Source organism: Candidatus Krumholzibacteriia bacterium, from assembly GCA_029865265.1.
Lineage (GTDB): Bacteria > Krumholzibacteriota > Krumholzibacteriia > WVZY01 > JAKEHA01 > JAKEHA01.
On sequence record JAOUHG010000009.1, the window covers coordinates 60,539 to 85,687 of the forward strand.

The window sequence follows — 25,149 nt, forward strand, 5'->3', positions numbered from 1 at the left end:
TCAGGAGCCCAGTCATGGAGATCACCCATATCGAGACCAAGGTCGTCCACTCCGGAGAACCTCGCCCCCGCCTGGGCGGCGCGGTGGCACTGCCCATCTTTCAGACCGCCATGTACGAGACGCGGGGCGAGGAGGGCACGTATCACGACGTGCGCTACATCCGCCTCAACAACACACCCAACCACCTCGTGCTGCACGACAAGCTGGCGGCACTGGAGAATGCCGAGGCGGCGCTGGTCACCTCCAGCGGCATGGCCGCCATCTCGACCGCATTGCTGACGGTGCTGCAGCAGGGCGACCACTTGCTGGTGCAGGATTGTCTCTACGGCGGCACGCACACGTTCATCACGCACGACTTCGCACGCTTCGGCATCGAGTACGACGTCATCGACGGCGCCGATCCCTCCTCGTGGAAGGCGAAGCTGCGTTCCAACACGCGCGCCATCTACGTGGAGTCCATCGCCAATCCCATGATGAGCGTGAGCGACCTGGCGGGTGTCACGGCGTTTGCGCGGGAGCACGGACTGGTATCCATGATCGACAATACCTTCGCGAGCCCGGTCAACTTCCGTCCCGCGGAGTGGGGATTCGACCTCTCTCTGCACAGCTGCACCAAGTACCTCAACGGCCACAACGACATCGTGGCGGGCGCGGTCATAGGACGTTCGGACCTGGTGGAAGAGGTGCGCCTGAAGCTCAACCACCTGGGTGGATCGCTGGATCCGCACGCGTGTTTCCTGCTGCACCGCGGCATGAAGACGCTGGCGCTGCGCGTGCGTCACCAGAACGTGAGCGCGCTGGCGCTGGCGCGGTTCCTCGAGGAGCACCCCGCGGTGGCGACGGTGAACTACCCCGGCCTGACCGCCAACGCGAGCCACGAGCGCGCGGCGGAGTTCTTCGACGGATTCGGCGGCATGCTGAGCTTCGAGCTCAAGGACGGCGTTGAAGCCGCGGAACGCCTGATGGACCGCGTGGAGCTGCCGGTGATTGCACCCAGCCTGGGCGGCGTGGACACGCTGCTCACCCGTCCGGTGACGACATCGCACAAGGGACTCACGCCGGCGGAGCGCGCCCGCCTGGGCCTGAGCGACGCGCTGGTGCGCATGTCGGTGGGCATCGAGGCGAGCGAAGACCTGATCGACGATCTCAATCGCGCGCTCGAGGACTGATGGCGTCTCGCCCCGTCGCACTGATCACCGGCGCGTCCATGGGCCTGGGTGCGGAGTTCGCGCGGCTGTTCGCAGCCAACGGTCACGACCTGGTGCTCACCGCGCGCAGCGCGGACCGGCTGGCATCGGTGAAGCGCGAGGTCGAGAACCTGCACGGCGCGTCGGTGCGTATCATCGTGGCCGACCTCACCGATCCCGGCGCCCCGCACGCCATCCGCGACGAACTCGCGGCCGCGGGCGTCGAGATCGACGTGCTGGTCAACAATGCCGGCTACGGCATGTACGGCTTCTTTCACCAGGCGGACCGCGACGGGGTCATGGGCATGATCCAGGTGAACGTGAACGCGCTGGTGCTGCTCACACGCCTGTTCATCGACGGCATGGTGGCGCGCGGGCGCGGGCGCATCCTCAACGTGGCCTCCACCGCGGCCTTTCAGCCCGGCCCGCTGCAACCGGTCTACTACGCGTCCAAGGCCTTCGTGCTGTCCTTCACCGAGGCGATCGCCAACGAACTCAAGGGCACCGGCGTCACCGCGACGGCGCTGTGCCCCGGCCCCGTGCCCACCGGCTTTCAGGAGCGCGCCAACGTGGGTGACGTGCGCGGGCTGCGGCTCATCATGCGCACAACGCCCGAGCAGGTGGTGCGCGAGGGCTTCGACGGCATGATCCGGGGGCGGTCCGTGGTGATCCCAGGCACGCTCAACAAGGTCCTCGTGTTCCTGCTGCGTTTCTTTCCGCGCAATTTCGTCACCGCCATGGTACGGCGCATCCAGTCGCACTGATCCATGCGCATGCCGAAAGTCGACCCCGCCTGGTTCACGCGCCCACGCAAGATTGCCGCTGCGATTCTCGGCCTCGCGCTGCTGATCCGGCTGTGGGATCTCAACGCGCGCTCGTTGTGGCTGGACGAGGCCATGGAGTACTGGGTGGCATCCGCACCGCTCTCGCGCCTGGCGACGGTGGTGCGCGACGGTATCCAGGATCCGCCGCTGTACTCGTTTCTGCTCCACGCATGGATGACTCCCGCGGACAACGAGACATGGATGCGCCTGCTCTCGGTGTTCTTCGGCGTGGCCAGCGTGGCCGGCGTGATGGTGATCGGCTACCGCTTGCGGGGCTGGACCACGGCGCTGGTGGCCGGGCTCATCATGGGCATCGTTCCGACGGCGGTGCGCTACTCCCAGGAGGTGGGCCAGTACGCGCCCATGCAGTGCTTCCTGGTGTGGAGCATCGTGGTCCTGCTGGGACTGGTGCGTACACCCACGCGCGGCGGGTTCGTGCGCTGGGGCCTGCTGGCTATGGCGGCCACCTACACGTACTACGGCACGGTGGTGACACTGCTCGCCCCCTTCGCCTGCTTCATGATCGAAGCGGCGTGGCGCCGCGACCGGCGGCGCCTGCTGAGCGGCGGTGTCACGCTGGCTGCCTATGCCGTCTCCATCCTGCCGCTGATTCTCTACTACCTGCCGCACCAGCTGCGGCGCGGTCCCACCGCGGAGGCGTTCGACCCCATCGGCATCGGATCGTTCAACGTGGAGGCCATGCGCACCTGGATCACGCTCAAGGAGACGCTGGCGTTCCAGTTTACCGGCTGGCCGTGCAGCAACATGCCCGCGTGGCTGCCGGTGACCCTGGTGATTCTGTTCATCGCCATGGTGGTGCGTACGCAACGGCGCTTTGCAGTGTGGCTCGTGGCGGCGTGGATCCTGTACGGCGTGATGGGCCGGCTGCGGTTGTTCCCGTTTGCGTTTCGCTACTCCATCATTCTCGCGCCGCTCATCGTACCGCTGGTGGCGTGCGCCATCCGCGGCGATGTGAACTGGTTGCGGCGTCTCACCACCGGTCTCGCGTTCGGCGTGCTGTGCGCGACGTGCGTGGTGTCGCTGCCAAACCGCAGCATCTACAACCGCGTGTTCGGCAATGACAGGTGCGTGTGGCCGGAAACCGAGGACATCGGCAAGGTGACGCGTTACTGGCACGCGCAGCGACAACCGGGGCAGCGGACGTACGTCTACTACGGCGCCGTTCCCAGCTTTGCCTACTACGCGGACCACCTCTCCGGCGAGAAACCCGAACGTCCCGATCTCTGGTATCTGGACTGCTGGCGCAACGCCGACACGCCGTGGTGCCGCACCGGAGACATCTTCTACGGCCGCTGGCTGCGCGCGCTCCCGCCCGACCAGAAGATGGCGTCGATCTTCGAGACCATGTCGGGGATGCCCACTGAATTCTGGATGATCATCGCGCACGTGCAGGGACAGGAGAGCATTCCCATCACTCAGATGATCCAGCGCGACTACGTGCTGCTCGACCACGTGACCGGCAGCGACGCCGTCGGCTTTCTGGTGAGAAGGCGCGCGCCATGAAGCCGCGGTACTCCCACGCCCGGCGCAACTGGCTTCCGGTTGCCGCCGTGTTGCTGCTGGCGCTGGCCGTGCGCTGCTGGGACATCAACGCGCGCTCGCTGTGGTTCGACGAAGCCGGCGAATACTGGGTGGCCACGGCTCCCTTCTCCGCGCTGGCACAGAGCGTGCGCACCGGCACCGGCGATCCCCCGCTGTATTCATTCCTGCTGCACGCGTGGCTCGCGCTGGGATCGAGCGCCATGTGGATGCGCTCGCTGTCGGTGATGGCAAGCCTCGCCGGCGTCGCGGGTGTGATGACACTGTCGCACCGTCTGGCGGGCCCCCGCGCCGCACTCGCGGCCGGAATCCTGATGGCGCTGATGCCGGCGGACGTGCGCTACGCGCAGGAGGTGGGCCAGTACGCGCTCATGCTGGGCGCGGTGGCCTGGAACCTGGTGGCACTGCTGGGGCTGTGGCGCACGCCGTCCATCCGTGCGGGCGTGGTGTGGGCGCTCACCGCGACGGTCGCGTCCTACGCGTACTATGGCGCGGTGATTGCGGTGGGAGTTCCCTTTGCCTGCGCGGGTGTGCAGGCGCTGGCGCGCGGCGATCGTGCGCGCGTCCGCGCCGGTCTGGCCGGGGTCGCCGCTTATGTGCTGTGCATTCTGCCGCTGGCCCTGTTCATTCTCCCGGCGCAGCTCTCGCGCGTGGCCGCCAGCGACGTTTCCAGCGCTGCTCCCGGCAACATGGCCGAGCCGGGCCTGCGCGCCGTTGCCACCTTCTTCAGCCAGATTGTCGCCTTCCAGTTCACCGGCTGGCCGTACACCCGCGTCCCCGCGCTGGTACCGGTTGGAGCCGCGTTGCTGCTGCTGGCATTCGCCGCGCGCGCCAGACCCCGGCTGCTGGTCTGGCTGGGCGCAACCTGGGCCGTCCACGCCATCGCCGACGCGGCCGGCGTGTTTCCCTACGGCTTCCGCTGGGGGCTGTTCCTGATGCCGCTGCTGGTGACGTGTATCGCCTGCGGGGTTGCGTCGGCATCGGGGGCTGCCGGGCGCACCGCCGCGCGGGTCGCGCTGGCCTGCCTGCTGCTCGGCAGCGCGGTGTCACTCCCCAACCGTTCGCTGCGCGACACCCTGTATAAGGAAGCGCACTGGCCGTGGCCGGAGACCGAGGACCTGCGCGCGGTGCTTTCCTACTGGCGCGCTAACCGTACCGCGGCCGAGCCGACCTACGTGTACTACGGGGCCGTCCCCGCCTTTGCTTACTACACGCGCACGGACCCTTGGGCGCGCGACCTGCGAGCAACCTGGTACCTCGACTGCTGGCACGAGGGCGGGGATGCCTGCGGGCGCGGGGGGGTTCACTTCGGGCGCTGGCTGCGCGGTCTCAACCAGACGCAGCGCGTCGCGGACGTGTTCCGCTCCTTCGGTGGAGCGCCGGAATCGTTCTGGGTCGTGTTCTCGCACATGCAGCCCAACGACGATCGTGATCTGGTGGCGGATCTGGTCGCAAACGGGTATCTTATCCAGTCCGCTTACCAGGCGAGCGACGCCGCGGTGTTCTTTCTGAAGCGGAATTGATACCGGCAGAAACCATGATCCAGTTCAACCGTGTCAGCAAATCCTTCGGGAGCCAGCTCCTCTTCGAGGACATGAGCTTCGGGCTCAACCGCCGCGAGCGGGTGGGGCTGGTGGGCCGCAACGGCCACGGCAAGACCACCCTGTTCCGCATGGTGCTGGGCGAGCTCTCACCCGACGGCGGCGACATCGTCATTCCGCGGCGCTACCGCATCGGTCACCTCGACCAGCACATCCGCTTCACCCAGCCCACGGTGCTGGGCGAGGCGGCGCTCGGACTCCCGGAGGGTCATCGCGACGAGACCTGGCGCGCGGAGGCAATCCTCTTCGGCCTCGGCTTCGGCGCCGCCGACATGGAACGCTCGCCGGACCTCTTCTCGGGCGGCTTCCAGGTGCGCTTGAACCTGGCCAAGGTGCTGGTGTCCGAGCCGGATCTGCTGCTGCTCGACGAGCCCACCAACTACCTCGACGTCGTCTCCATCCGCTGGCTGGAGCGCTTTCTCAACGAGTGGAAGACCGAACTGATGCTCATCACCCACGACCGTTCCTTTATGGACAGCGTGGTGACGCACACCGTGGCCATCCACCGCCGCCGCGCCAAGAAAATCGCCGGCAACACCGAGAAGATGTACGCGCAGATCCTGCAGGAAGAGGAAATCTACGAGAAAACGCGCATGAACGACGAGCGCAAGCGCCGCGAGATCGAACGTTTCATCGAGCGCTTCCGCGCCAAGAACTCGCTGGCCACGCGCGTGCAGTCGCGCGTGAAACAGCTGGCCAAGCACGAGCGCCTGGAGAAACTGGAACGCATCCAGACCCTGGACTTCGAGTTCAACGCCGCACCCTTTCCGGCCAAGTCGCTGATGCGCGTGGACGGGGTGTCGTTCGGGTACGGTGACGGCGCCGCCCTGTTCGAGAATCTGAACTTCGAGATCCACGACCACGAACGCATCTGCGTCATCGGTCCCAACGGCAAGGGCAAGTCGACGCTGCTGCGCGTGCTGGCCGGCGAGCTGGAGCCGCGCAAAGGAAGAATTACCTCGCACCCGCGCACCGTGCCCGGGTACTTCGCCCAGACCAACGTCAACACGCTGCACCCCAAGCTCACCGTCATCGAGGAAGTGCAGTCCGCCGACCCATCGTGTCTGCCGCAGAAGGCGCGCGACGTGGCCGGTGTGATGATGTTCGAGGGCGACGACGGGCTCAAGAAGATATCGGTGCTCTCCGGCGGCGAGAAGAGCCGGGTGATGCTGGCCAAGCTGGTGGTGACGCCGAGCAACCTGCTGTTCCTCGACGAGCCCACCAACCACCTGGACATGGATTCGTGCGACTCGCTGCTCGCCGCCATCGACGCGTTCGATGGTGCGGCGGTGATCGTGACCCACAACGAGATGTTCCTGCACGCACTGGCCACCAAGTTCATCATCTTCGACCGCGGTGGCGTGCGCGTATTCGACGGCAGCTACCAGGACTTCCTCGACACCATCGGCTGGGAGATGGACGACAGCATGGCGCGCACGCGCACCCCCGACGCGCCCGCGCCCAAAGCCCCGCCCACCCCGGTGGTCACGGCGGCGGCGGACCGCAAGGCGACGCGCCAGACGCGTGCAAAGATGGTGCAGGAACGCGCCAGGCTGCTGGGTCCGCTGGAAAAGCGCGTGGCCGAGGCGGAGAAACGCATCATGACGCTGGAGCGCGACCGCGAGAACACCTTCGCCGCCCTGGCCAATGCGTCCGCCAGCGGCGACGCGACGGTCATCGCCGAGCTGTCGAAGAAGAGCCGCGAGCTGGAGTCGCGCATCGAGTCCGCCTACGAGGACCTGGAGAAGGCGACGCTGGCGTTCGAACGGGAGTCAAAGTCATTCGAAGGCAAGTGGAAGGAGGCCATGTGATGCGCGCCACCGGATTCACCCTCGCCGTTGTCTGCGCGGCCACCGCGTGGCTCGCCGCGGCCGCCCCGGCGGCGCGAGCCATCCGGCCCATGGCCACCGACCGGCCCACCCGCACCGACACGCCCTATTCGGTGCCGGCGGAGCACTTCCAACTGGAGATGGACTTCGTGACCGTCGGCCATCTGGGCTACGGCGACACCGACATCGACGGATTCAGCATTGCGCCCTTCAATCTCAAGTACGGCTTCACCGACGCGGTGGACGTGCAGTTTCTGATTACGCCCTACCTCAGCACGACAACCACCACCGGCGGAAGCGAGGAAACCGAAGATGGCTTCGGGCCGGCGGGCATGCGCATCAAGGTCAACCTCACCGGCAACGACGGCGAGGGAACGGCGGTGGCGGTGATTCCCTATTTCGTCGCACCCACGCGCGGCATCGAAAAGCTCGACAACACGGTGTACGGCCTGTCGGTGCCGTTTGCCTTCACGCTGGCGAACGGGCGCACGCTCGGCGCGGCGGCGGGCGCGGAGGCAATCGGCGACGGCGACACGTCGGTCTTTGCGTCGGTGGTGTTCAGCACGCCGGTGGTCGACGCCTGGAGCGGCTACCTGGAGCTGTACGGAATCGCCGGCGGGCTCGACGACGCGGACACCCAGATCGTCACGCTGGACGCGGGCGCGGTGCTCGACCCGGGGCGGAACTGGGCGTTCGACGCCGGCATCAACGTGGGCATCACCCCGGACACCGAGGATTGGCGCGTGTTCGTGGGGGCCTCGGCGCGCCGATAGGGCCCCTTCCGGTTCACCCACCCATGCCGTATCATGGGAGGGTGAACCCCCCGCGCCTCGCCTTGATCATTCTGTTCGCGGGCGCTTCGCTGCTGTCGTGCTCCAGCGACCCCGTCGCGCCCGGCGGCCCCGGCACCGCCACCGGCGCGTACGACATCCGCCTGGAGTCGTTCGGGGAACGCGTCAGTTCCGTGTGGGGCCGAAGCGCCAACGACGTGTATGCCGGCGCCGACATGCTGCTCCATTTCGACGGCCGGCGCTGGACGCCCACCCCCTTGCCGCGCGAGATGTCCGGGTATACCGAAGTGTGGGGAACCGCCAGCGGCGAACTGCTGTTGCCGGGCTATGATCGCATCTACCGGTCCAGCGGCGGCACCTGGGACTACGTTGCCATGCCCTTCTACGCCCGCGCCGTGTGCGGACTCCCCAGCGGCGAGATTCTCGTGGCAGCCGACGAGGGGTACGTGTACCGCTACGACGGCGCCACCTGGTCGGAGGACTCCGTGACCACGGGCGTCTACTTCCGCGACATTCACGCCACGTCGACGACGAATGTGTTCGCCGTGGGCGAACCCGATTTCTACTCGAGCACCGGGCCTTCGACAATCGCGCAATACGATGGCAATGAGTGGCACTGCGCGTCCATCGACAGCATGCGATCGTTCTACAGCGTCCTTGGCCTGCAGGACGGTTCGGCTTTTGTTCTGGGCTCGGACTACAACTGGGAAACGGGATTGTTTCGTTACGTGAACGGGCTCCCGCTGGCTCCGGTGGTTCCGGGCGGCGATCGGTTCATCCCGGCGACCCTGTGGGGGACCGGAGCCGACGTCTATGTCGGCGGGAGGGACGACGTGGGGGCGGTCGTCTATCACAACGACGGCGCAAGCTGGGTTCCGCAGCGCATTGCCGCCAGCAGCCAGCCGGGATCCGGATGGACCGCGCCCACCGGCGAGGTATTCACGACGCACTCGCGCAATGGCCTCTATAAGACAGATGCCGCCGCGAGCGAACGTATCCTGGGCGGCGGAATTGAAAACATCAGCACCATGTGGGCGTCTCCCGAGGGTGACATCTTCGTCGCCGGCGTGAGCGCGTACCGCTTTGACGGAGAGAACTGGATCGACCTGGACAAGGAGTCCATCACGTCCAACTGGGTGTACGGAATCGACGGCACCAGCAACCGCGACCTCTACGCCGTCGGTTCCGGCATGATCCTCCACTACGACGGCGCGGTGTGGGACTGGGTGAGCGGCGCCTTCCAGGAGAGCCTCAGAGACGTGGCGGTGGCGGGGGTCCGCGTTTTTGCCGTGGGTGACTACGGCGGCATTGTTCAGTTCGACGGCCGTGCGTGGGAGAGGACCGAGATCCCGGGCGCCCGGATGATCGCCGTGGATGCGTGGGAGGGCGGCGCCATCGCGGTGGGCGTGGAGGGCGGGATCACCCGTCACGATGGCACCGCGTGGCGCCTCGAAGAGAGCCCGGTCTCCTGGTGGCTCTTCGACGTGGTTGCGTTCGGCCCCCACGACATCATCGCCGTGGGTGAGAACGCCTGGGAGATCGTGGTCTACGACGGACGCACGTGGATGACGCGACCCATCGAGTCGTACCGGGCGACCGGCCGTGGTAACCCAAGCGAAGCCATCTGGGGACGCTCGTCGAGGGATTTCTACGTCGCGCAGTATGCGGGGACAATCCAGCGTTTCGCCGGCGGGAGCTGGTCGGAACTACCGCACGTCATCTCCCAGGGTGTCAGCGGGGTGGCCGGTACGCCCAACGGCGACGTGTTCGTCTCCGGGAGCGACAAGATCATCAGCTACCGCCGGCGCTGATCGTCGCGCTTCTTCGCGGCACGGCTTCCCCGCGCCACCGCACCACTCCCGAATTTTTCCTTCAGGCGATCCATCACCGCATCCAGCGCGCGGTTGCGCGAGGTGGTCTCGCGCTTCGCGGCCGGCGTGTCCGAGAACAGGTCGCGGGTGAGTTCTTCCGCGTGCACCAGGTTGGAGAGCGACACCCCCAGCAGGCGCAGCGCGCGCCCGCGCCGGCCGAGTTTCTCTTCCAGCAGGTGGCGCGCGGCGTCGCGGATCAGCACCGAGTCGTAGGTGGCATCGGGCAGTGTCATGGCGCGGGTGACGGTGGTGAAGTCCGCGTAACGCGCCTTGAGGTTGACGGTGTGGCCGGGCATGCCGTCGGCACGCGCGCGGCCGGCCACGCGCTCGCACAGCAGGTCCAGCTCAACGCGCAGCGCGTCGGCATCGGCGATGTCCTTTGCGAACGTGTTCTCCGCGCCGATCGACTTGGCCTCCGTGTCCGGCACCACCGGGCGCTCGTCGATGCCGCGCGCGAGCTGCTTCAAACGCGGCGCGTACGAACCCGCAATCGCCTCCAGCTGCGCGTCGGGCATCTTCACGAGATCGCCCACGGTAAGGATGCCCGCCCCGGCCAGCGCCTTCTCCGTCACCTTGCCCACCCCCCACAGCCGCCACACCGGCAACGGCGCCAGGCGCGCCTCCGCCTCCTCCCGGGTGATGACCACGAAGCCGTCGGGCTTCTCGAGGTCGCTGGCGAGCTTGGCCAGGTACTTGTTGGGCGCCACCCCCACCGACGCCACCAGCCCCACCTCGTCGCGGATGCGCCGCTTGATCAAACGGCCGATCTCCTCCCCGCTGCCGAACAGCGCGCGGCTGGCGGTGACGTCCAGGAAGGCTTCGTCGATGGAGAGGGGTTCGATGAGCGGGGTGTAGGTTTCGAAGATCCTGCGGATCTCATGCGACAACTCGACGTAGCGCGACATGCGCGGCGTGATGAAGATGCCGTGCGGGCAGAGCTTGTGGGCACGCGCCGAACTCATGGCGCTGTGCACGCCGAACGTGCGCGCCTCGTACGACGCCGCCGACACCACCCCGCGCGACTCGGCCGCGCCACCGACGATGACGGGCTTGCCGGCCAGCGCCGGGTTGTCCATGACCTCCACGGATGCGTAGAATGCATCCATGTCGACGTGGAGGATGGCGCGATGGGCGTGATCGGGCATAGTGATTCTCGGCGCTGAAACGCGCAGGCGGGATCGGCTGGAGGCATTGTACCGCGCGCCGCGCCCGCCAGCAAGCCCCTTCACGGTTGCGCGGCATACGGGTATGATGCGCGGCGTGAGCAACGCACCCATGCGCGACAAGATCGTCGTCGTCACCGGCGCCAGCTCCGGCATCGGCAAGGCATCCGCGGCCGGCATCGCCGCGCTCGGCGCGCACACCGTGCTGGTGAGCCGCACCGCAAAGCGCGGGCGCAAGGCCCTGGACGAGATGGCGCGCGCCTGCACGTCGCCGTCGCTGGACCTGCTGGTGGCGGATCTCTCCACCATGGCCGCGGTGCGGGACCTTGCAGATACATTCAACGCAAAGTACCAGCGCCTCGACGTGCTCTTCAACAACGCCGGCATCCTCACCAGTCGGCGCCGCGTCACCGCGGACGGCTTCGAGGAGCAGTTCTTCGTGAACTACCTGTCGTACTACCTGCTCACCGGCCTGCTCCTCGACCGGCTGCGCGCGGGTGCGGCGTCGCGCATCATCAACATGACGTCGTCGTCCCACTCGAGCGGCATTCTCGACTTCGACGACCTGCAGATGGAACGCCGCTACCGGGGCTGGCAGCAGTACGCCAACACCAAGCTCATGAGCATGGTGTTCACCTATGCGCTGGCGCGACGCCTGCAGGGCTCCCACGTGACCGCCAACTGTCTCCATCCCGGCGTCATCCACACCGGCCTCCTGCGCAACTTCTCATCGGTGCTGAACCTGATGTTTCACGCGCTGCAGCGCTTCTTCAAGCAGCCCGACGACGGCGCCGAGACGCCGGTGTACCTGGCCTCATCGCAGGAGGTGGCGGGCGTGAGCGGGAAGTATTTCCGCCGCTGCGAGCCCATGGGAACCACCGCGGCGTCCAACGACCCGGTGGTCCAGGAGCGCCTGTGGTCCGAGAGCGAGCGCTTGTCCGGCTTTCACTACTCGCTCTGAAGCGCGATTCGCGGGTTGCCCCCCGCGCGGCCGCGCCATACAATTGAACCACCCCCCCTCTCGCCAGCACGCCACGGGTTTCCAGAATGCGTACCACGCCTGCATACCCGATCCTCTTGTTCGCCCTCGCCGGCCTCCTCGCCGCGTGCGGCGACGACCCCGCCGCGCCCGAAGAACCGCCACCCATCGTGAAACCCGCCGTGTGGACCGAACTCCACGGGCTCCCACCCGCCACCACGCTCTACGCCCTGTGGGTTCCGCGCGACGACTACGTGATCGGCGTGGGCCCGGGTGGCACGGTGATGCGCTGGGACGGGCAGGAGTGGGCGACGATCGCCAACGACGGGACGCGCAACCTGTACGCAATCGCCGGCGTCACCGGGGGCGAAACGGTGGCGGTGGGCGACGGCGGCGAGATCGTGCGTTTCGAAACCACGCAGTTTGTGAAGACCACCGGGGCCACCACCGAGAACCTGCGCGGCCTGTGGACGCCGGGCGGCAGCGCGTTCACCGCCGTCGGCAGTGGTGGTGTGATTCTGCGCGGGGACGGAAACGCGTGGAGCCTGGATACGAGTCCCGTCGTCACGCCGCTGTTCGGCGTGTGGGGATCGGGTGTGAACGACGTCTTCGCGGTGGGATTGAACGGCGTCATCATTCACTTCGACGGTACCGCATGGACACCGATGGCCAGCGGCAGCAACGCGCTGCTGGCGGCGGTTGCCGGCAGCGCGTCCGACGACGTGTACGCGGTGGGCGAGGCGGGAACGGTGCTGCACTACGACGGCGCGGCCTGGTCGCCCATGGTGAGCGGCACGCAGGAAACGCTGCAGGGGGTTACCGCCGGCAATCGAACCGTGGCGGTTGGCGCCAACGGCACCGTGATATCGCTCGCGGGCGGGTCGTGGAACACCGAGCCCGCCATCACGGGAGAATGGCTCTACGGCGCGGCGCAATCGGGGGCGAGCACATGGGTGGTGGGGGCACGCGCCATCCTCCACGACGGCGGCGCAGGTTGGGCGCCGGAGACGCGCGGCGCGGTGCCGCAACTGAGTGGCATCACGGGCCCGCCGCATACACCCCTGCGCGTGGTGGGTGGCGGCGGTTACGTCGCCCGGCAGCTTGGCGACGCATGGCACTGGGAAGATGCGGGCAACGCTCGCACCTTCAACGCAATCTGGTGCGAGCCGGGTGGCGACGTGTTCGCGGTGGGCAGCAACCGCATCGTGCACCACGATGGAATCGCCTGGGTGGAGGAGTACAACTCCCCGGTGGAACTGCTCGACGTCGCCGGTGGACCGTCGGGCGTGTATGCGGTCGGCACCGGCGGGGCGATCCTGCGCCGTAACTTTGGCGTGTGGACCTCCGTGCGGCCCACCACGCCGGTCTTCAACGACCTGCGCGCCTACACCAGCCTCGCCGGGGACGAGGCGTACATCGTCGGCTCGGACGGCCGGCTGCTCGCGTTCAACGGTGCCGCCTGGGTCGTATCCGATTCGAGAATCACCACACAACTCAACGACGTCACCGGTTCGGTGCCCGGCAGCTCGGTTCGCGCGGCGGCGGTCGGAGAGACGAGCCGGGGCGGACAGGGGACCATCATCGGCTTGAGCCCGGTGAAGGGGCGGGGATGGGAGGCCATGCCCAGTCCCACCCCGAAATCACTTCTGGCGCTGGCGCGCGGTCCCCAGGGCCGCCTGTATGCAGTGGGACAGAGCGGCGTGGTGATCGCGTACGACGGCACGGCGTGGTCGGTGGTGCCCTCCCCCACACTCAAAACGCTGCGCGGCGCGTGGTCGGACGGCAAGCGGCTGTTCGTCACCGGCGGCGAACAAACCAGCGGCACCGTGGTCCTGCGCTACGCCACGCCTTGATCTGAGCGCGCGACGCGACTATCCTCTATCACTTGAAGTTCCCTCCCATCAGACGACTGGCGCCAGTGGCCGGCCTGCTGGCCACGCTCGCGTTCTCCGCGTGCACGGACACCGTCGTGCTTCCCCCACCACCACCCGGGTACGCGTTCAGACCGGAGGTCGCCGAGATCGGGTCGTTTCACGACGTGTGGGCGGGTGCGGCGGACGACATGTGGGCGGTGGGCGGACGCGGCCTGATTCTCCACTACGACGGCGCACTCTGGCAGCGTGTGGAGAGCGGTGTCAGCGAGGAGATCAACGGCGTGTGGGGCGACGGCACCGGCGCCGTGTACGCGGTGGGCAACAACGGCCTGCTGCTTCGTTTCGACGGCACCGCCTGGCTTCCCATCACCTCTCCCACCGCGGAGGGCCTCAACGCCATCTCCGGCACCGCGCCCGACAATATCTTCGCGGTGGGCAACCGTGGCACCGTCATCCACTACAACGGCAACGCGTGGACACCACAGCAGACCGGCACGGTGACGGCGAACCTGCGCGGCGTATGGGCGTACTCACCGTCGGTGGCGTACGCGGTTGGCAACGACGGCACCGTTCTCTCGTATTCCGGCGGTGGCTGGTCAACCATCGCGCCGGCCACCTCCGAACACCTGCGCGGCGTGTTTGGTTTCTCGGACAGCGACGTGTTCGCGGCGGGCAACAACGGGGCTATTCTCCACTACGACGGCGTGTCGTGGACCCCGCAGAGCAGCGGGGTCACACGCTGGCTGCAGGGGCTGTGGGGCGTTTCCTCCGCCGACATGTTCGCGAGCGGCGAGGGCGGGACGGTGTTGCACTACGACGGCAGCGCGTGGACGCGCTTCACTTCCAACATCTTCACCACCCAGTACTTCGAGGGGATGGACGGAACCGCGAATGACAACGTGGTGGCGGTGGGCACGCTGGGCACGCTGGTGCGCTACGACGGTGCGGAGTGGAAGAAGGAATTGAGCGACGTGGGCGCCATCGTGCGGCGCGGCCTGTGGGGCACGGGCAACGACGACCTCTACCTGGTGGGAACCTACGGCGAGATCTTCCACCGCCGCGGCGGCGAGTGGCGCTTCATCGCCGGTGGCCGGCCGCAGTCGCTCAACGACGTGTGGGGTGCGGGCGGCGAGATCATCGTGGTGGGTGACGCGGGCCTCGCGATGCACCGGGACCGGAGCGGCTGGGTGGTGATGGACACCGGAAGCAGCGAAGGCCTCAACGGCGTGTGGGTTGCGAGCCCCGGCGACGCTTTTGCGGTTGGAAACAACGGCGCCATTCTGCACTGGGACGGCGCGGCGTGGTCGCCGCAGAACAGCGGGAGTTCACGCGTGCTGCACGACGTCTGGGGCACATCGGCCACTCATGTCCTCGCGGTCGGCAACGATGGTCTGGTGCTACGCTACGACGGAACTTCATGGGGCCCGGAAGCCATGCTGGATGCGGTGGCGCTGCGCGCGGTGTGGGGTTCGTCGGCGTCCAACGTAATCGCGGTGGGAACGGGCGCGGCCGGCCAGGGCAACGCGTTTCGCTTCGACGGCGTGGCGTGGAAGAAGGAGACCATCGGAACCAGCGCCGCCCTGGAAGCGGTGCACGGCGTGTCCGCGGGCGATATCTTTGCCGTCGGCATCGGCGGGGGCGGCATCGGCACGTTCAAGGACAGCTTCTTCCATTTCGACGGCGCCACGTGGCGGCGGTCGTCCACGCAGAGCTACGTCCACCTCTCCGGGGTGTGGGCGGTGTCGGAGTCCACCGTGTACACCTGTGGCACAGGAACGGTTCTGTACCGGGGAACACTCAAGTAGGGCCGCGCAACGCCGCTCACCCGGCAGGAAAGGGTGACGATGTCCGTTGGCAGTCACACCCATGGCCTGACCCATGCCGAGGCCCGCGCGCGCCTTGCCCGCCACGGGCCCAACGCGCTTCCCGCGCAGGAGAAACTGCCCGCGTGGAGGCGCCTCGCCGCCCAGTTCAAGAGCCCGCTGATCTACGTTCTTCTCGCCGCGCTGATCGTCGACCTCGCCGTGTGGTGGATCGACGGCAGCCACGGCTTCCCCATCGAGTCGCTCGCCATCGGCGTCATCCTGTTGCTGAACGCCTCGCTCGGCGTGTGGCAGGAGCGCAAGGCGGAGGCGGCGCTCGCGCACCTCAAGACGCTGTCCGCGCCCCTGGCGTGGGTGCGGCGCGACGGCGCGTGGCACCACATCGCCGCCGCGCACATCGTCCCGGGTGACATCGTGCGCGTCGAGTCCGGGGACCGCGTGCCCGCCGACGGGCTGCTGCGCGGGGCGGAAGTGGCGGTGGACGAATCGATGCTCACCGGCGAGAGCGTCCCCGTGGACCGCACCGACGGCGATCTCCTCTCCAGCGGGACCATCGTGGTGCGCGGCAGGGCCTTGCTGGAAGTCACCGCGACCGGGGCCGCGAGCGCCCTGGGCCGCCTCGCCGCCATGCTCGGCGGCATCGAAGCGGAGCAGACGCCCCTCGAACGGCGCATCCGGCATTTCGGCAACCAGGTCGCGGTCTGGATCAGCGTGCTGGCGGTGGCGCTGGTGGTGGGCGGTGTCGCCGTGGAGGGAGTTGGATCGATCGGGCACGTGTTCCTTTTCGCGGTTGCGCTCGCGGTCGCCGCGGTGCCGGAGGGACTGCCTGCGGTGATGACACTGACGCTTACGCTCGGTGTCGAGCGCATGGCGCGCCGCCGCGCCGTGGTACGCAAGCTTGCCGCCGTCGAAGCACTGGGCTCGGTGACGGTGATCGCCACGGACAAGACCGGTACCATCACCGAGAACCAGATGCACGTCCGCTCCGTCGACTCGCCGTCGCGGGAGCTGGCGCTGCGCGCGGCGGTTCTCGCCAACGACGCGCAGGAGAGCGCGGGCGACCCCATCGACGTGGCCCTGCTGCGCTTTGCGCGCCAGGAAGGCATCGACGTTGACGCCATCCACGCCTCCTGCCCCCGCATTTCCGCGCGCCCGTTTGACAGCGGTCACAAGTACATGCGCGCAACCGTGCAGGAAGAAGCGGGCGTGGTGAGCTACCTCAAGGGCGCGCCCGAGGTGCTGCTGGAACGCTCCACGGTGGACACCACCGGGAGACGGCAGTGGAGCGAGAAGGCGAGCCGGTACGCGCGCGACGGCCATCGCGTCCTGGGCGTTGCGCGCGGCGCCGGCGCGCGCGACGACGCGCTCGAGTTCCTGGGCCTGGTGCTGATGTGGGATCCGCCCCGCGGCGAGGTGCCCGACTCAATCCGCCGTGCACTCGACGCCGGCGTGCGCGTCATCATGATCACCGGCGACCACCCGGAGACGGCGCGCGCCATTGCGCGGCAGGTGGGGATCCCGGGCGACCGGTGTCTAACCGGAGACGATGTCACGGGCATGTCCACCGATGCGCTCGCGCACGCGCTGCGCGAGGTCACCGTCTTTGCCCGCGTGCGCCCCGAGCACAAGGTGCGGATAATCGAGTCGCTGCAGTCGTCGGGAGAGATCGTGGCCGTGACCGGTGACGGCCTCAACGACGCACCGGCGCTTAAGCGCGCGGACGTGGGTGTCGCCATGGGGGTACGGGGATCGGATGTTGCCCGCGATGTCGCCGACCTGGTGCTGATGGACGACAACTTTGCGACCATCGTGGCGGCCATCGAGGAAGGACGCAGCATCTACGAGAACATCCGCAAGTTCATCCGCTTCCTGTTCTCGACCAACCTCTCCGAAGTCATCGTGGTTTCGCTGGGCTGGTTTCTGGCGGCTGTTCTTGGCCTGCGCGAGGCCACCGGCACCGTCCTGCTCCCGCTGACGGCCGTGCAGATCCTGTGGATCAATCTGGCCACGGACGGGTTGCCCGCACTCGCGCTCGCCCTCGACCGCAATCCCGGGGTGATGCGCCGGCCGCCGCTGCCACCCACCGCGCCCCTGCTGGATACCGCGTCGCGCCGTTTCGTGCTGGTGAGCGGATCGGCCAAGGCGATGGTGGCTCTGTCCATCCTGGGTGTGATTCCACTGCTCGGCATGTCGGTGGACACCGCGCGCACGGTGAGCTTTCACTTCCTGTGTATCGGACAGCTGTTCTTCGCCTACCCCGGACGCCGCACATGGCTGAAGCCCATGCCGAACCCGGCATTGCACGCGGCCATCTTCTTTGGCATCGCCGTACAGGTCGTGATGGGAACGCTGCCCGCCGCCGCGCGCGCACTGGGAACGGTGCCCATGACATGGCCGCTGTGGGCGACGGTCATCGTATGCGCCCTTGCCACATGGGGCATGGCGGAACTGGTGAGCCGATGGCAGTGGCAGCAACCCGGCAATCCCCGATTGACAGCCTCACCGCCGCGCGCGGATGATCGCAGGCACCCATGACATGGATCATGTTCATTGCTACCGCCGGCGTGACCATCTTCGCGGGAACGCGCCTGGCGTACTATGGCGATATCATCGCGGAGAAGTCCGGGCTGGGCCGCACCTGGATCGGCCTGGTGCTCATTGCCGCCACCACCTCGCTTCCCGAGCTCTTCACCGGCATCTCGTCCACTCTCGTCTTCAAGCTCCCGGACATCGCCGTGGGCGATATCCTCGGCAGCTGCATGTTCAACCTCGTCATCCTGTCGATCATGGACATCGTGGGCGGAAAGACACCCATCTCGGCTCGCGCGCACCAGGGCCACGCGCTCACCATCGGCCTGGGGCTGCTGCTCATGACCATCGTGGGCTTCAGCATGGCGGCGGGATGGGCCCTGCCGGTGCTGGGCTGGATCGGCCTCGGCACACCCGTGTTGCTCGCGGTCTATCTGTTCACCGTGCGCATCTCCTTCATCTTCGAGCGGCGGCGCACGGAACAGCAGGCCGCGGAGCTGGCGGAAGAGCGCCGCTATGACCTGGTATCGCTGCGCACCGCGCTATCACGCTACGCCGTCAACGCGCTCGTCGTGGTGGTGGCCGCGTCGTTCCTCCCCAGGCTGGGTGAGCGCATCGCGGTTGAAACCGGCCTCGGGCAGGCCTTCGTCGGCAACCTGTTCATCGCCATCACCACCTCGCTGCCGGAAATCGTCGTCTCGCTGGCCGCGGTACGTCTGGGTGCGGTGGACCTCGCCTTCGGCAATGTGCTCGGCAGTAACATCTTCAACATGTGCATCCTCGCCCTGGACGACATCTTCTTCGCGCCCGGCCCCATCCTGGCGGCGGCGGACCCAAGCCACCTGCTGTCGGTGTTCGCGGTGGTTGCCATGTACGCCATGCTGCTGGTGGGGCTCACCTACCAGGCCCTGCGCAAGCGTCTCGTACTGGCCTGGGACACGGCCGGCATCCTGGTGGTTTACATCGTCACCCTCGCGCTGCTCTACCTTGCGCGCGCTCCTCTGCCCCCTCCCGCGCTCCCCTGACACTGCCCCATGACGCCCGGTAGGGCCGCGTGGGGGCGCATGCTTCCCTGTTCCATTCCGGCGCGAACCTTGCTCTGTAGGCCATGTTCTTCCCTGGAGGTCGGACATGAGAACGACTTGCTTCATTTCATGCACCCTGTTGATCGCGGGTTTCGCGCTCCTCGGGTGCTCGCGCACCGTGGTCCACAAGGACGGCGGACCCGACGTGGTTGTGGTCAAGGAGAAGCAGCCCGGACCGCCGGACCACGCGCCTGCACACGGTCATCGCAGGAACAACGACAAGGTGGTCCTGATATACAGCTCCGACCTGCAGGTGTACGTGGTCGAGAATCACGATAACTGCTACTACTCGGCAGGCCAGTACTTCCGTCCGGGTAAGAAGGGTTGGGAGTGGAGCGTGGAGGTCGCCGGACCGTGGCGTCAGGTGGAACTCATGAGCGACGTGCCGCCCGGCCTGCGCAAGATGGACGTGAGCATGCACCAGAAGAAGGAAAAGAAGGAAAAGAAAGAAAAGAAAGAGAAAGAAAAATAGCGGACCGACTGAACCCCACCCGGTCCCAAAAGAAACTCCCCCGGCCGATTGACTCGACCGGGGGAGTTTTCTCTTTTCCGCTGACCGGTACGAACTAGAAGTTCGTCTGACGGTTGGCGTCGAGCGCGCGATCGATTCGCGCGATCGTCTCCATCATGTGTGCGTTGGTGGCATCGTCGAGACCCGGCCTGGCCAGGGTCGACTGCGCCGCTCCGCGGATGCGGGTGAGATTGAGCCGCGACAGCGCCACCGCGTCCTGCGGGGTCAGCGGTGACGGCTCCACCACCTGCTGGATCAGCATGTCGGTGTACGTCCGCTGCAGGTTCCGGTCCCAGGTGGCCGTGCGGCCCTGGGGCGCCGCCCGATCGGTCCAGATGGACTTGGTGAGCGTGCCGTACAGCTCCGACAGCTTGAACGCATCGTCCGACTGGTACTGCGCCTCGACCACCCGTGCCTGACGGAACGGATTCATGAGGTTGAACAGAACGCCGGTCTGCAGCGCCTCCACCCACATGGTGAGCGGGAAATCGAAACGACGGCCCGGCTGGAAGAGGTTGTTCTCCCAGCTCCACATCTTGTCGTCCTGCATCTTGTTGAGAAGCTCGGGCGACAGGGCCCAGTCATCCGCCTGCAGCGCATTGCCCACCACGAAGTTGAGCGCCGCGCGCTGATCGGTCGCCGCAATCGGGTCGAACGGCAGTTTGCCGCCTCCCTTGTGGGCACGTTCGGTCAGGGCACCACCGATGTTCTTGGTGGCCACGTTGGCACAAACGTACTTCTGGATGAGCAGCGTCTGCACGGCGGCGCGCAGCGGAACATAGTCTCCACCCTCGACCACCACGCGCTCCTCCAGCTTTCCGTTCTGGAGCAGATCGTCGCAGATCGCCATCCGCTCGGCGGCCCACATCATCGGGTTGTCCGAGAGGTCGTTGATGTTGCTGCGCGGATCCAGCGCCCCCATCGGGTACGTGTCTTCATCGGTACCGTAGAGATAGGACTTCTGGGTGCACTCCGCCGCGATGGCCTCCAGGTTCTTCTGCTGCTCCTCCGGCGTGTCACCATCCACCGGCATGTAGCCCCACTTGGCCGCCCACTCGTCGTAGGTACCGACGCCGGGCGTGTAGTAGTAGCCCTGCTTGGACGAATCCCGGGCCACGTTGGGCGTGGGATAGTCCATGACCGATCCGGTCATGCCGATCTGTTCGATGGTGGCCTTGTCGTTGAGCTTGTCGTACGGCGTTGAGCCGGAGCTCTTGAAGTTGTGGCGGAAACCGAGCGTGTGACCCACCTCGTGGGCCGCCACGAAGGTCAGCGCCTCGCCGATGTACTCCTGGGGCACGCCGTCGGCCGGATCCACCATGCCCGAACCCAGCAGAGCCACGCGCATGAACTGACCGCCGAGTTCCATGCAGTCGTTCATCGAGCAGAGCTGGTAGGGACGGTTCTGGAAATACGGCAGCGAACGGAACGCCTCTTCCTTCTGCCGCTCCTCGGGCGTCATCCACAACTGCTTGAGGTTCGGATCCACCTGCATCAGCGCGGCCTGCGGACCCGCGTAACGGCGGTACGCCTTGCCGAAGTTGTGAACGATGTTGTGCTCGAAGAGAATGTCGGCGTCGATGATCTCACCGGTGCGTGGGTCGACACGCGAGGGTCCGATGGCTCCGTAGGACACCTGGTCCGACGTGTTCCAGCGGATGGTGTTGTAGCGCGCATCGGCCGGATCGTACTCGGGGTCTTCCTCCGGTGTCGGCGCGCGTTTGCCCACGATGGCGTTCTTGAAACCGGCCGCTTCGAAGGCCCGGTTCCAGAACTCCACGCCGGCGATCATGAACGGAACGTACTCGTCGGGTACGGTGCGATCGATGTAGAACACGATCGGCTGTACCGGCTCGGAAAGCGCCGCGGCGGGATCCTTCTTCTCCAGCCTCCAGCGGTTGGCGTAGTGCGTGAAGAAGGTCTCCTGCTTCTCCTTGGTGAAATCCTTGAACGTGGTGGTGAAATACCCCACGCGGTCATCTGCGATACGCGGCATCATCGGCTCTTCCGGAAGCTGGCGAATGCTCCAGGCGATGCCGATCTGGATGTTGCGCGCATCCGGTACGCTGGGGAGATTCAGCTGTTCCACGCGGCCGGGCGAATAGGTCAGGCGCGTGTCGATCTCCGTGTTGGTCGGATAGTTCTTGAGGCTCTCGATGAAGTTCTTCTTCGCGTCCGGCCGCACCGGCTGGTTCAACGCGGCGCCGAGCCAGATGCTCATGCCAGCCGCGTCGGACAGGAAGTAATCGCGCACATCGATAACCACCACGTCGTCCTTCTCGGCCTTGATCGGGAAACTCTCCAGGATCGAGTTCGAAAAGGTCAGGGCCATCGCCCGCTCCAGCGGCTCGTTGTCGCCGGCGCGGAAGTTCGTGCTCAGACGGCGCATCTGGATGTGGTCCTCGCTGCGGTGGAAGTCGAACATGATGTCGTCCACCGGCAGGCCACCGTACACGAAGTCGGCGCCGATACCCTGCGACAGGGTCAGCAGCGCCAGGTACGGCTTGTCGAGTTGATCCTTGGAGAGGGTGAGAAGCATCTCTTCCTGCTTGGTGTAGATGGTAAGCAGGCCGTCTTGCTTCTTGTGCTCCTTGGTGATGACCTTGTTCCAGGGCTTGTACTTCGGCTCCGGGCCCTTCGGCGTCGGCTTGTCCAGTTTGCTATTCAGGTACGCCTCGTACGGGCGTTCCTTCCTCTTCTTCTTGACTTCACCCGTATCGCCGGAGTCCTCCGCTGCGATGGCCGCATCGAGGGATACCGTCGAGGGCTGCGAAAGGTCACTCGCCTGCGCGTTTCCGGCCATTACGACCAGGAAACAGAAAGCCGCGAGCAGCCCGAATTTCCGAAACATGCTTCTCTAACCTCCTGAATTGAAAGGCACCTGGGTGGGTTCAACAGAGCTATACGGGCCGGGGACCACAATCGTTCCAGCGCGGGGCCCAAAATCTCGTGCGGACTTTCTCACCGGGACCGGCCAGGACGGCCGGCCTGCCTCGCGCGACCGGCCGGGCAGAGGCAAGGGACCGGGCGCGACTCACCCGGGCCGATAATAGAGAGGCGGAGGAGCGGTTTCAATCCCCGAATGCCGGCCATTGAGACCTTGTTCCACGGGCCCGCCTCGAGCGCGTCGCGATCTCCCTGGACAGCGCCAGCCTCACTAGCGGCCCCGGCCACCACCGCCCGATCTCGCCGGGCGCGACTGCGACCGCTGCGCGGAGCGGTCGCGCGATTGCGAGGAGCGCTGCAGGTCCTGCGACGGGGCCTTGGCCGGTTGCTGCGCTGGCCTCGCGGCGGGCTGCGTCGAGGGCCTGGTGGCGGGTTTGGTGGCCGGCTGCGTCGAGGGCCTGGTGGCGGGCTTGGTGGCCGGCTGCGTCGAGGGCTTCGCGCCGCCGGTCGACTGCCATCCATTCTTCGTATTCTTCTGCCAGCCCTGGTCGGTCTGCCGGTACACGTTGCCGCTCTTGTCCGCGTAGACGTTGTTGGGGTTTTTCGCCGGCTGCGTGGCGGGCCGTTGAGCGGCGCTGCCCTTGGCCGGCTGCACGCCCGCCTGGTGGGTCCGGTAGGCATCGCGCGTGTAGGGTGTCGGTTTGCCGCCACCCGCCGCCTGTCCCGCGCGGTAACCGGCGGACCAGCCGTTGTTATAACCGTGCCCGTAGCCCTGGTTGTAGCCATGGTGGTACCCGTGGTGATAGCCGTGGTTGTACCCGTAGTGATATCCGCCCGGTCCCCAGTAACCGCCGTAGGTACTCACCCGGACGTTGAACCACCCGTAACTCACCCCGTAGGAGAATCCCCATCCCGTGTACGGATTGTAGTGTGCGCTGAAACCATACGTCACCGGCCGCGGGTAGTAGTAGTAGCCGTACCACGGCTGGTAGTAGTAGCCGGTGCCGTACACCACACAACCGCCGTACACGTAGGAACCGTAGTACGCCGGTGTGTATCCCACGTACACGACATCCGGCGTCGAATCGTAGACATACACGTACTTCACGTTGTAGACCGGCGACTCGGGCGGAATGTCCTGCACGGAAGCAGGCACGGAAGCGCACACGGACCACGGACCGGTCGCACTGGACGAAACGAACCAGACGGCGGCGTCGCAACAGTAATACTTGCCGTCGATGAGCAGCACCGACTTGTCGGTGTTCACCGCGTACGACATCTTCGTTCCCGAGATGGTCTCGAATTTCGGTTCGCCGTCGTAGGCGACTTCAACCGTGGCCGTCTTGCGGTCCACCGTGGCGGTCTGCGGGATCTGGTTGTCGAGCACCGCCTCTTCCGCCTCCACCGTCCCGGGCACACTGGAGCGGACGTTTCCCATGTCCGACCCCGCCGGGATCTGCGCGAAGTCTGCCGGGAGTTTCGATCCCGGCACGAATTCCCATTTGTTCGAGGAGAGGGATTTCGACGCGTACCAGCGGCCCGCGATCAGCGCGTAGTAGGTCTGCGAGTCGATGTCCATTACGACGTCGTCCTCGCTGTTCTTCAGATAGAGCAGCGAAGTGCCTTCGATGGCGGCAAAGTCCGGCTCGCCGTTGGTCTGGATGACCTCGGCCGGCGCGGTGCGCATGATCACCTCCGGGATGACGGGCTCGCCGCGCGCCACCCGGGCGGAATCGTCCGCGGCCTCAGCGGCCGCCTCTTCCGCCGGCGGCGCCGGCACCTGCTGGGCGGCGAGTGAGGTGACCTCCGCGGGTGGATCGCTGCGCATGGCCGTCCACGGGCCCATGATCTCGCGCGCCGAGTACCACGCCTCCGCACCCTTCAGGTAAAACAATCCGGTCACCGTGTCCTGCACGATGAAGAACGGCGTATTGAGCACGTACTTGAGCTTGGTGTTCTCGACATCGCGCAGCACGGGCTCGCCGTCTATCAGCACCAGCACGGTGGGCTTCCTGGAGAAGATGATCTCCGGCGGTGAGTTGTCGAGTTTGGCGCTCTTCTCCATCTGATCCTCGACGGCGGCCATGCTGGCCAGCAGTTGATCGTAAGAGAGTTCCAGCTCCCACTTTGGAATCTCCGCCTCCACGATTCTCTTGAATCTGTCGAGGTGCGCTTCGCTTGCATTGGGAAAACGGGCGTTGGTTACCGCCACGTCGAGCAGCGTCACCAAGTTGGCATCGCGATCGATGGAAACCCGCCCGGTGAACCACGTCGCGCCAAACACGGGCTCTTTCGCATCGGGCAGGGTGACGGAAACCGCCGATCTCGCCTTGAGGGTGACCTCGTCGAACGCCTCCAGCTGCGGCTGGTAGATGACGATCTTCCCCTCGGGCGCGTTGATCTCTCGCGGCCAGGTGGTCTCCGTGTCCTGGGCACGTGCCTGCGGCACCACCATGACGAGCGCGAGCGAAAGAAAGAGGAGCGGGCGGCGCAGAACGGCGATTGAACTCATGGGATCTCCATTGTACTCGAACGGGGGCAACAACCAGGGCCGATACCGGGACGGTAACGCACCGCACGCGGGCGCGCAAGGGCGGTGCATGCGACCGCACAATATGCTACGCTGGCGGCCCGTC

At 66.6% G+C, this 25,149-nt stretch carries 16 protein-coding genes; 13 read left to right on the top strand and 3 right to left on the bottom strand.

Translation table 11 applies throughout. The features are described from left to right. Positions 1–14: 14 nt before the first annotated feature. Genes OEX18_06255 through OEX18_06285 form a run of 7 tightly spaced genes read left to right on the top strand, consistent with a single transcriptional unit; the run spans position 15 to position 9,603 of the window. Complete coding sequence (locus OEX18_06255) at positions 15–1,169, top strand: PLP-dependent aspartate aminotransferase family protein (protein ID MDH4336866.1); 1,155 nt, start codon at positions 15–17, stop codon at positions 1,167–1,169. Next, entirely contained in the window at positions 1,169–1,951 is a 783-nt protein-coding gene (locus OEX18_06260; protein MDH4336867.1) for an SDR family oxidoreductase, read from the top strand. Before OEX18_06255 ends, OEX18_06260 begins: the two co-directional genes overlap by 1 nt. Before the next feature lie 9 nt (positions 1,952–1,960). After that, positions 1,961–3,535 (top strand): glycosyltransferase family 39 protein, encoded by a 1,575-nt coding sequence (locus OEX18_06265; protein MDH4336868.1) that lies wholly within the window; start codon positions 1,961–1,963, stop codon positions 3,533–3,535. Continuing rightward, positions 3,532–5,094, top strand: a complete 1,563-nt coding sequence (locus tag OEX18_06270; protein MDH4336869.1) for a glycosyltransferase family 39 protein — start codon at positions 3,532–3,534, stop codon at positions 5,092–5,094. Before OEX18_06265 ends, OEX18_06270 begins: the two co-directional genes overlap by 4 nt. A 14-nt stretch (positions 5,095–5,108) precedes the next feature. Beyond that, positions 5,109–6,983: an ABC-F family ATP-binding cassette domain-containing protein gene (locus OEX18_06275; protein MDH4336870.1), complete on the top strand. Its 1,875-nt coding sequence runs from the start codon at positions 5,109–5,111 to the stop codon at positions 6,981–6,983. Continuing rightward, positions 6,983–7,774: a transporter gene (locus OEX18_06280; GenBank protein ID MDH4336871.1), complete on the top strand. Its 792-nt coding sequence runs from the start codon at positions 6,983–6,985 to the stop codon at positions 7,772–7,774. Before OEX18_06275 ends, OEX18_06280 begins: the two co-directional genes overlap by 1 nt. A 41-nt stretch (positions 7,775–7,815) precedes the next feature. Beyond that, the gene (locus OEX18_06285; GenBank protein MDH4336872.1) at positions 7,816–9,603 is read left to right on the top strand and encodes a hypothetical protein; all 1,788 of its coding nucleotides are present in this window, start codon (positions 7,816–7,818) and stop codon (positions 9,601–9,603) included. Here the strand turns inward: OEX18_06285 and dinB are convergent. Further along, positions 9,588–10,808 carry a DNA polymerase IV gene (gene dinB, locus OEX18_06290; GenBank protein ID MDH4336873.1) on the bottom strand — a complete coding sequence of 407 codons (1,221 nt, stop codon included), beginning with the start codon at positions 10,806–10,808 and terminating at the stop codon, positions 9,588–9,590. The genes OEX18_06285 and dinB overlap by 16 nt on opposite strands. A gap of 115 nt (positions 10,809–10,923) precedes the next feature. Here dinB and OEX18_06295 point away from each other — a divergent pair, with 115 nt between their 5' ends. The 6 genes from OEX18_06295 (at position 10,924) to OEX18_06320 (ending at position 19,588) form a co-directional block, all read left to right on the top strand. After that, positions 10,924–11,787, top strand: a complete 864-nt coding sequence (locus OEX18_06295; protein MDH4336874.1) for an SDR family oxidoreductase — start codon at positions 10,924–10,926, stop codon at positions 11,785–11,787. 86 nt (positions 11,788–11,873) lie between these two features. Then, positions 11,874–13,658, top strand: a complete 1,785-nt coding sequence (locus OEX18_06300; protein MDH4336875.1) for a hypothetical protein — start codon at positions 11,874–11,876, stop codon at positions 13,656–13,658. Positions 13,659–13,723: 65 nt separating this feature from the next. Beyond that, entirely contained in the window at positions 13,724–15,484 is a 1,761-nt protein-coding gene (locus OEX18_06305; protein MDH4336876.1) for a glucosyltransferase-I, read from the top strand. Between the two features lie 39 nt (positions 15,485–15,523). After that, positions 15,524–18,037, top strand: coding sequence for a cation-transporting P-type ATPase (locus tag OEX18_06310; GenBank protein MDH4336877.1), 2,514 nt, complete (start codon positions 15,524–15,526; stop codon positions 18,035–18,037). After that, positions 18,034–19,056, top strand: a complete 1,023-nt coding sequence (locus OEX18_06315) for a sodium:calcium antiporter (protein ID MDH4336878.1) — start codon at positions 18,034–18,036, stop codon at positions 19,054–19,056. Before OEX18_06310 ends, OEX18_06315 begins: the two co-directional genes overlap by 4 nt. 106 nt (positions 19,057–19,162) lie before the next feature. After that, positions 19,163–19,588, top strand: a complete 426-nt coding sequence (locus tag OEX18_06320; GenBank protein MDH4336879.1) for a hypothetical protein — start codon at positions 19,163–19,165, stop codon at positions 19,586–19,588. Positions 19,589–19,682: 94 nt separating this feature from the next. Here OEX18_06320 and OEX18_06325 read toward each other — a convergent pair whose 3' ends face one another. Continuing rightward, the gene (locus OEX18_06325; protein ID MDH4336880.1) at positions 19,683–22,478 is read right to left on the bottom strand and encodes a zinc-dependent metalloprotease; all 2,796 of its coding nucleotides are present in this window, start codon (positions 22,476–22,478) and stop codon (positions 19,683–19,685) included. 306 nt (positions 22,479–22,784) lie between these two features. Then, the gene (locus tag OEX18_06330; protein MDH4336881.1) at positions 22,785–25,025 is read right to left on the bottom strand and encodes a carbohydrate-binding family V/XII; all 2,241 of its coding nucleotides are present in this window, start codon (positions 25,023–25,025) and stop codon (positions 22,785–22,787) included. Positions 25,026–25,149 lie beyond the last annotated feature (124 nt).

What these genes read in the sequence shown, in the direction of transcription:
- OEX18_06255 (MDH4336866.1), top strand. Translation starts at nt 15, where the DNA reads ATGGAGATCACCCATATCGAGACCAAGGTCGTCCACTCCGGAGAACCT.
- OEX18_06260 (MDH4336867.1), top strand. Translation starts at nt 1,169, where the DNA reads ATGGCGTCTCGCCCCGTCGCACTGATCACCGGCGCGTCCATGGGCCTG.
- OEX18_06265 (MDH4336868.1), top strand. Translation starts at nt 1,961, where the DNA reads ATGCCGAAAGTCGACCCCGCCTGGTTCACGCGCCCACGCAAGATTGCC.
- OEX18_06270 (MDH4336869.1), top strand. Translation starts at nt 3,532, where the DNA reads ATGAAGCCGCGGTACTCCCACGCCCGGCGCAACTGGCTTCCGGTTGCC.
- OEX18_06275 (MDH4336870.1), top strand. Translation starts at nt 5,109, where the DNA reads ATGATCCAGTTCAACCGTGTCAGCAAATCCTTCGGGAGCCAGCTCCTC.
- OEX18_06280 (MDH4336871.1), top strand. Translation starts at nt 6,983, where the DNA reads ATGCGCGCCACCGGATTCACCCTCGCCGTTGTCTGCGCGGCCACCGCG.
- dinB (MDH4336873.1), bottom strand. Translation starts at nt 10,808, where the DNA reads ATGCCCGATCACGCCCATCGCGCCATCCTCCACGTCGACATGGATGCA.
- OEX18_06300 (MDH4336875.1), top strand. Translation starts at nt 11,874, where the DNA reads ATGCGTACCACGCCTGCATACCCGATCCTCTTGTTCGCCCTCGCCGGC.
- OEX18_06310 (MDH4336877.1), top strand. Translation starts at nt 15,524, where the DNA reads ATGTCCGTTGGCAGTCACACCCATGGCCTGACCCATGCCGAGGCCCGC.
- OEX18_06315 (MDH4336878.1), top strand. Translation starts at nt 18,034, where the DNA reads ATGACATGGATCATGTTCATTGCTACCGCCGGCGTGACCATCTTCGCG.
- OEX18_06320 (MDH4336879.1), top strand. Translation starts at nt 19,163, where the DNA reads ATGAGAACGACTTGCTTCATTTCATGCACCCTGTTGATCGCGGGTTTC.
- OEX18_06325 (MDH4336880.1), bottom strand. Translation starts at nt 22,478, where the DNA reads ATGTTTCGGAAATTCGGGCTGCTCGCGGCTTTCTGTTTCCTGGTCGTA.
- OEX18_06330 (MDH4336881.1), bottom strand. Translation starts at nt 25,025, where the DNA reads ATGAGTTCAATCGCCGTTCTGCGCCGCCCGCTCCTCTTTCTTTCGCTC.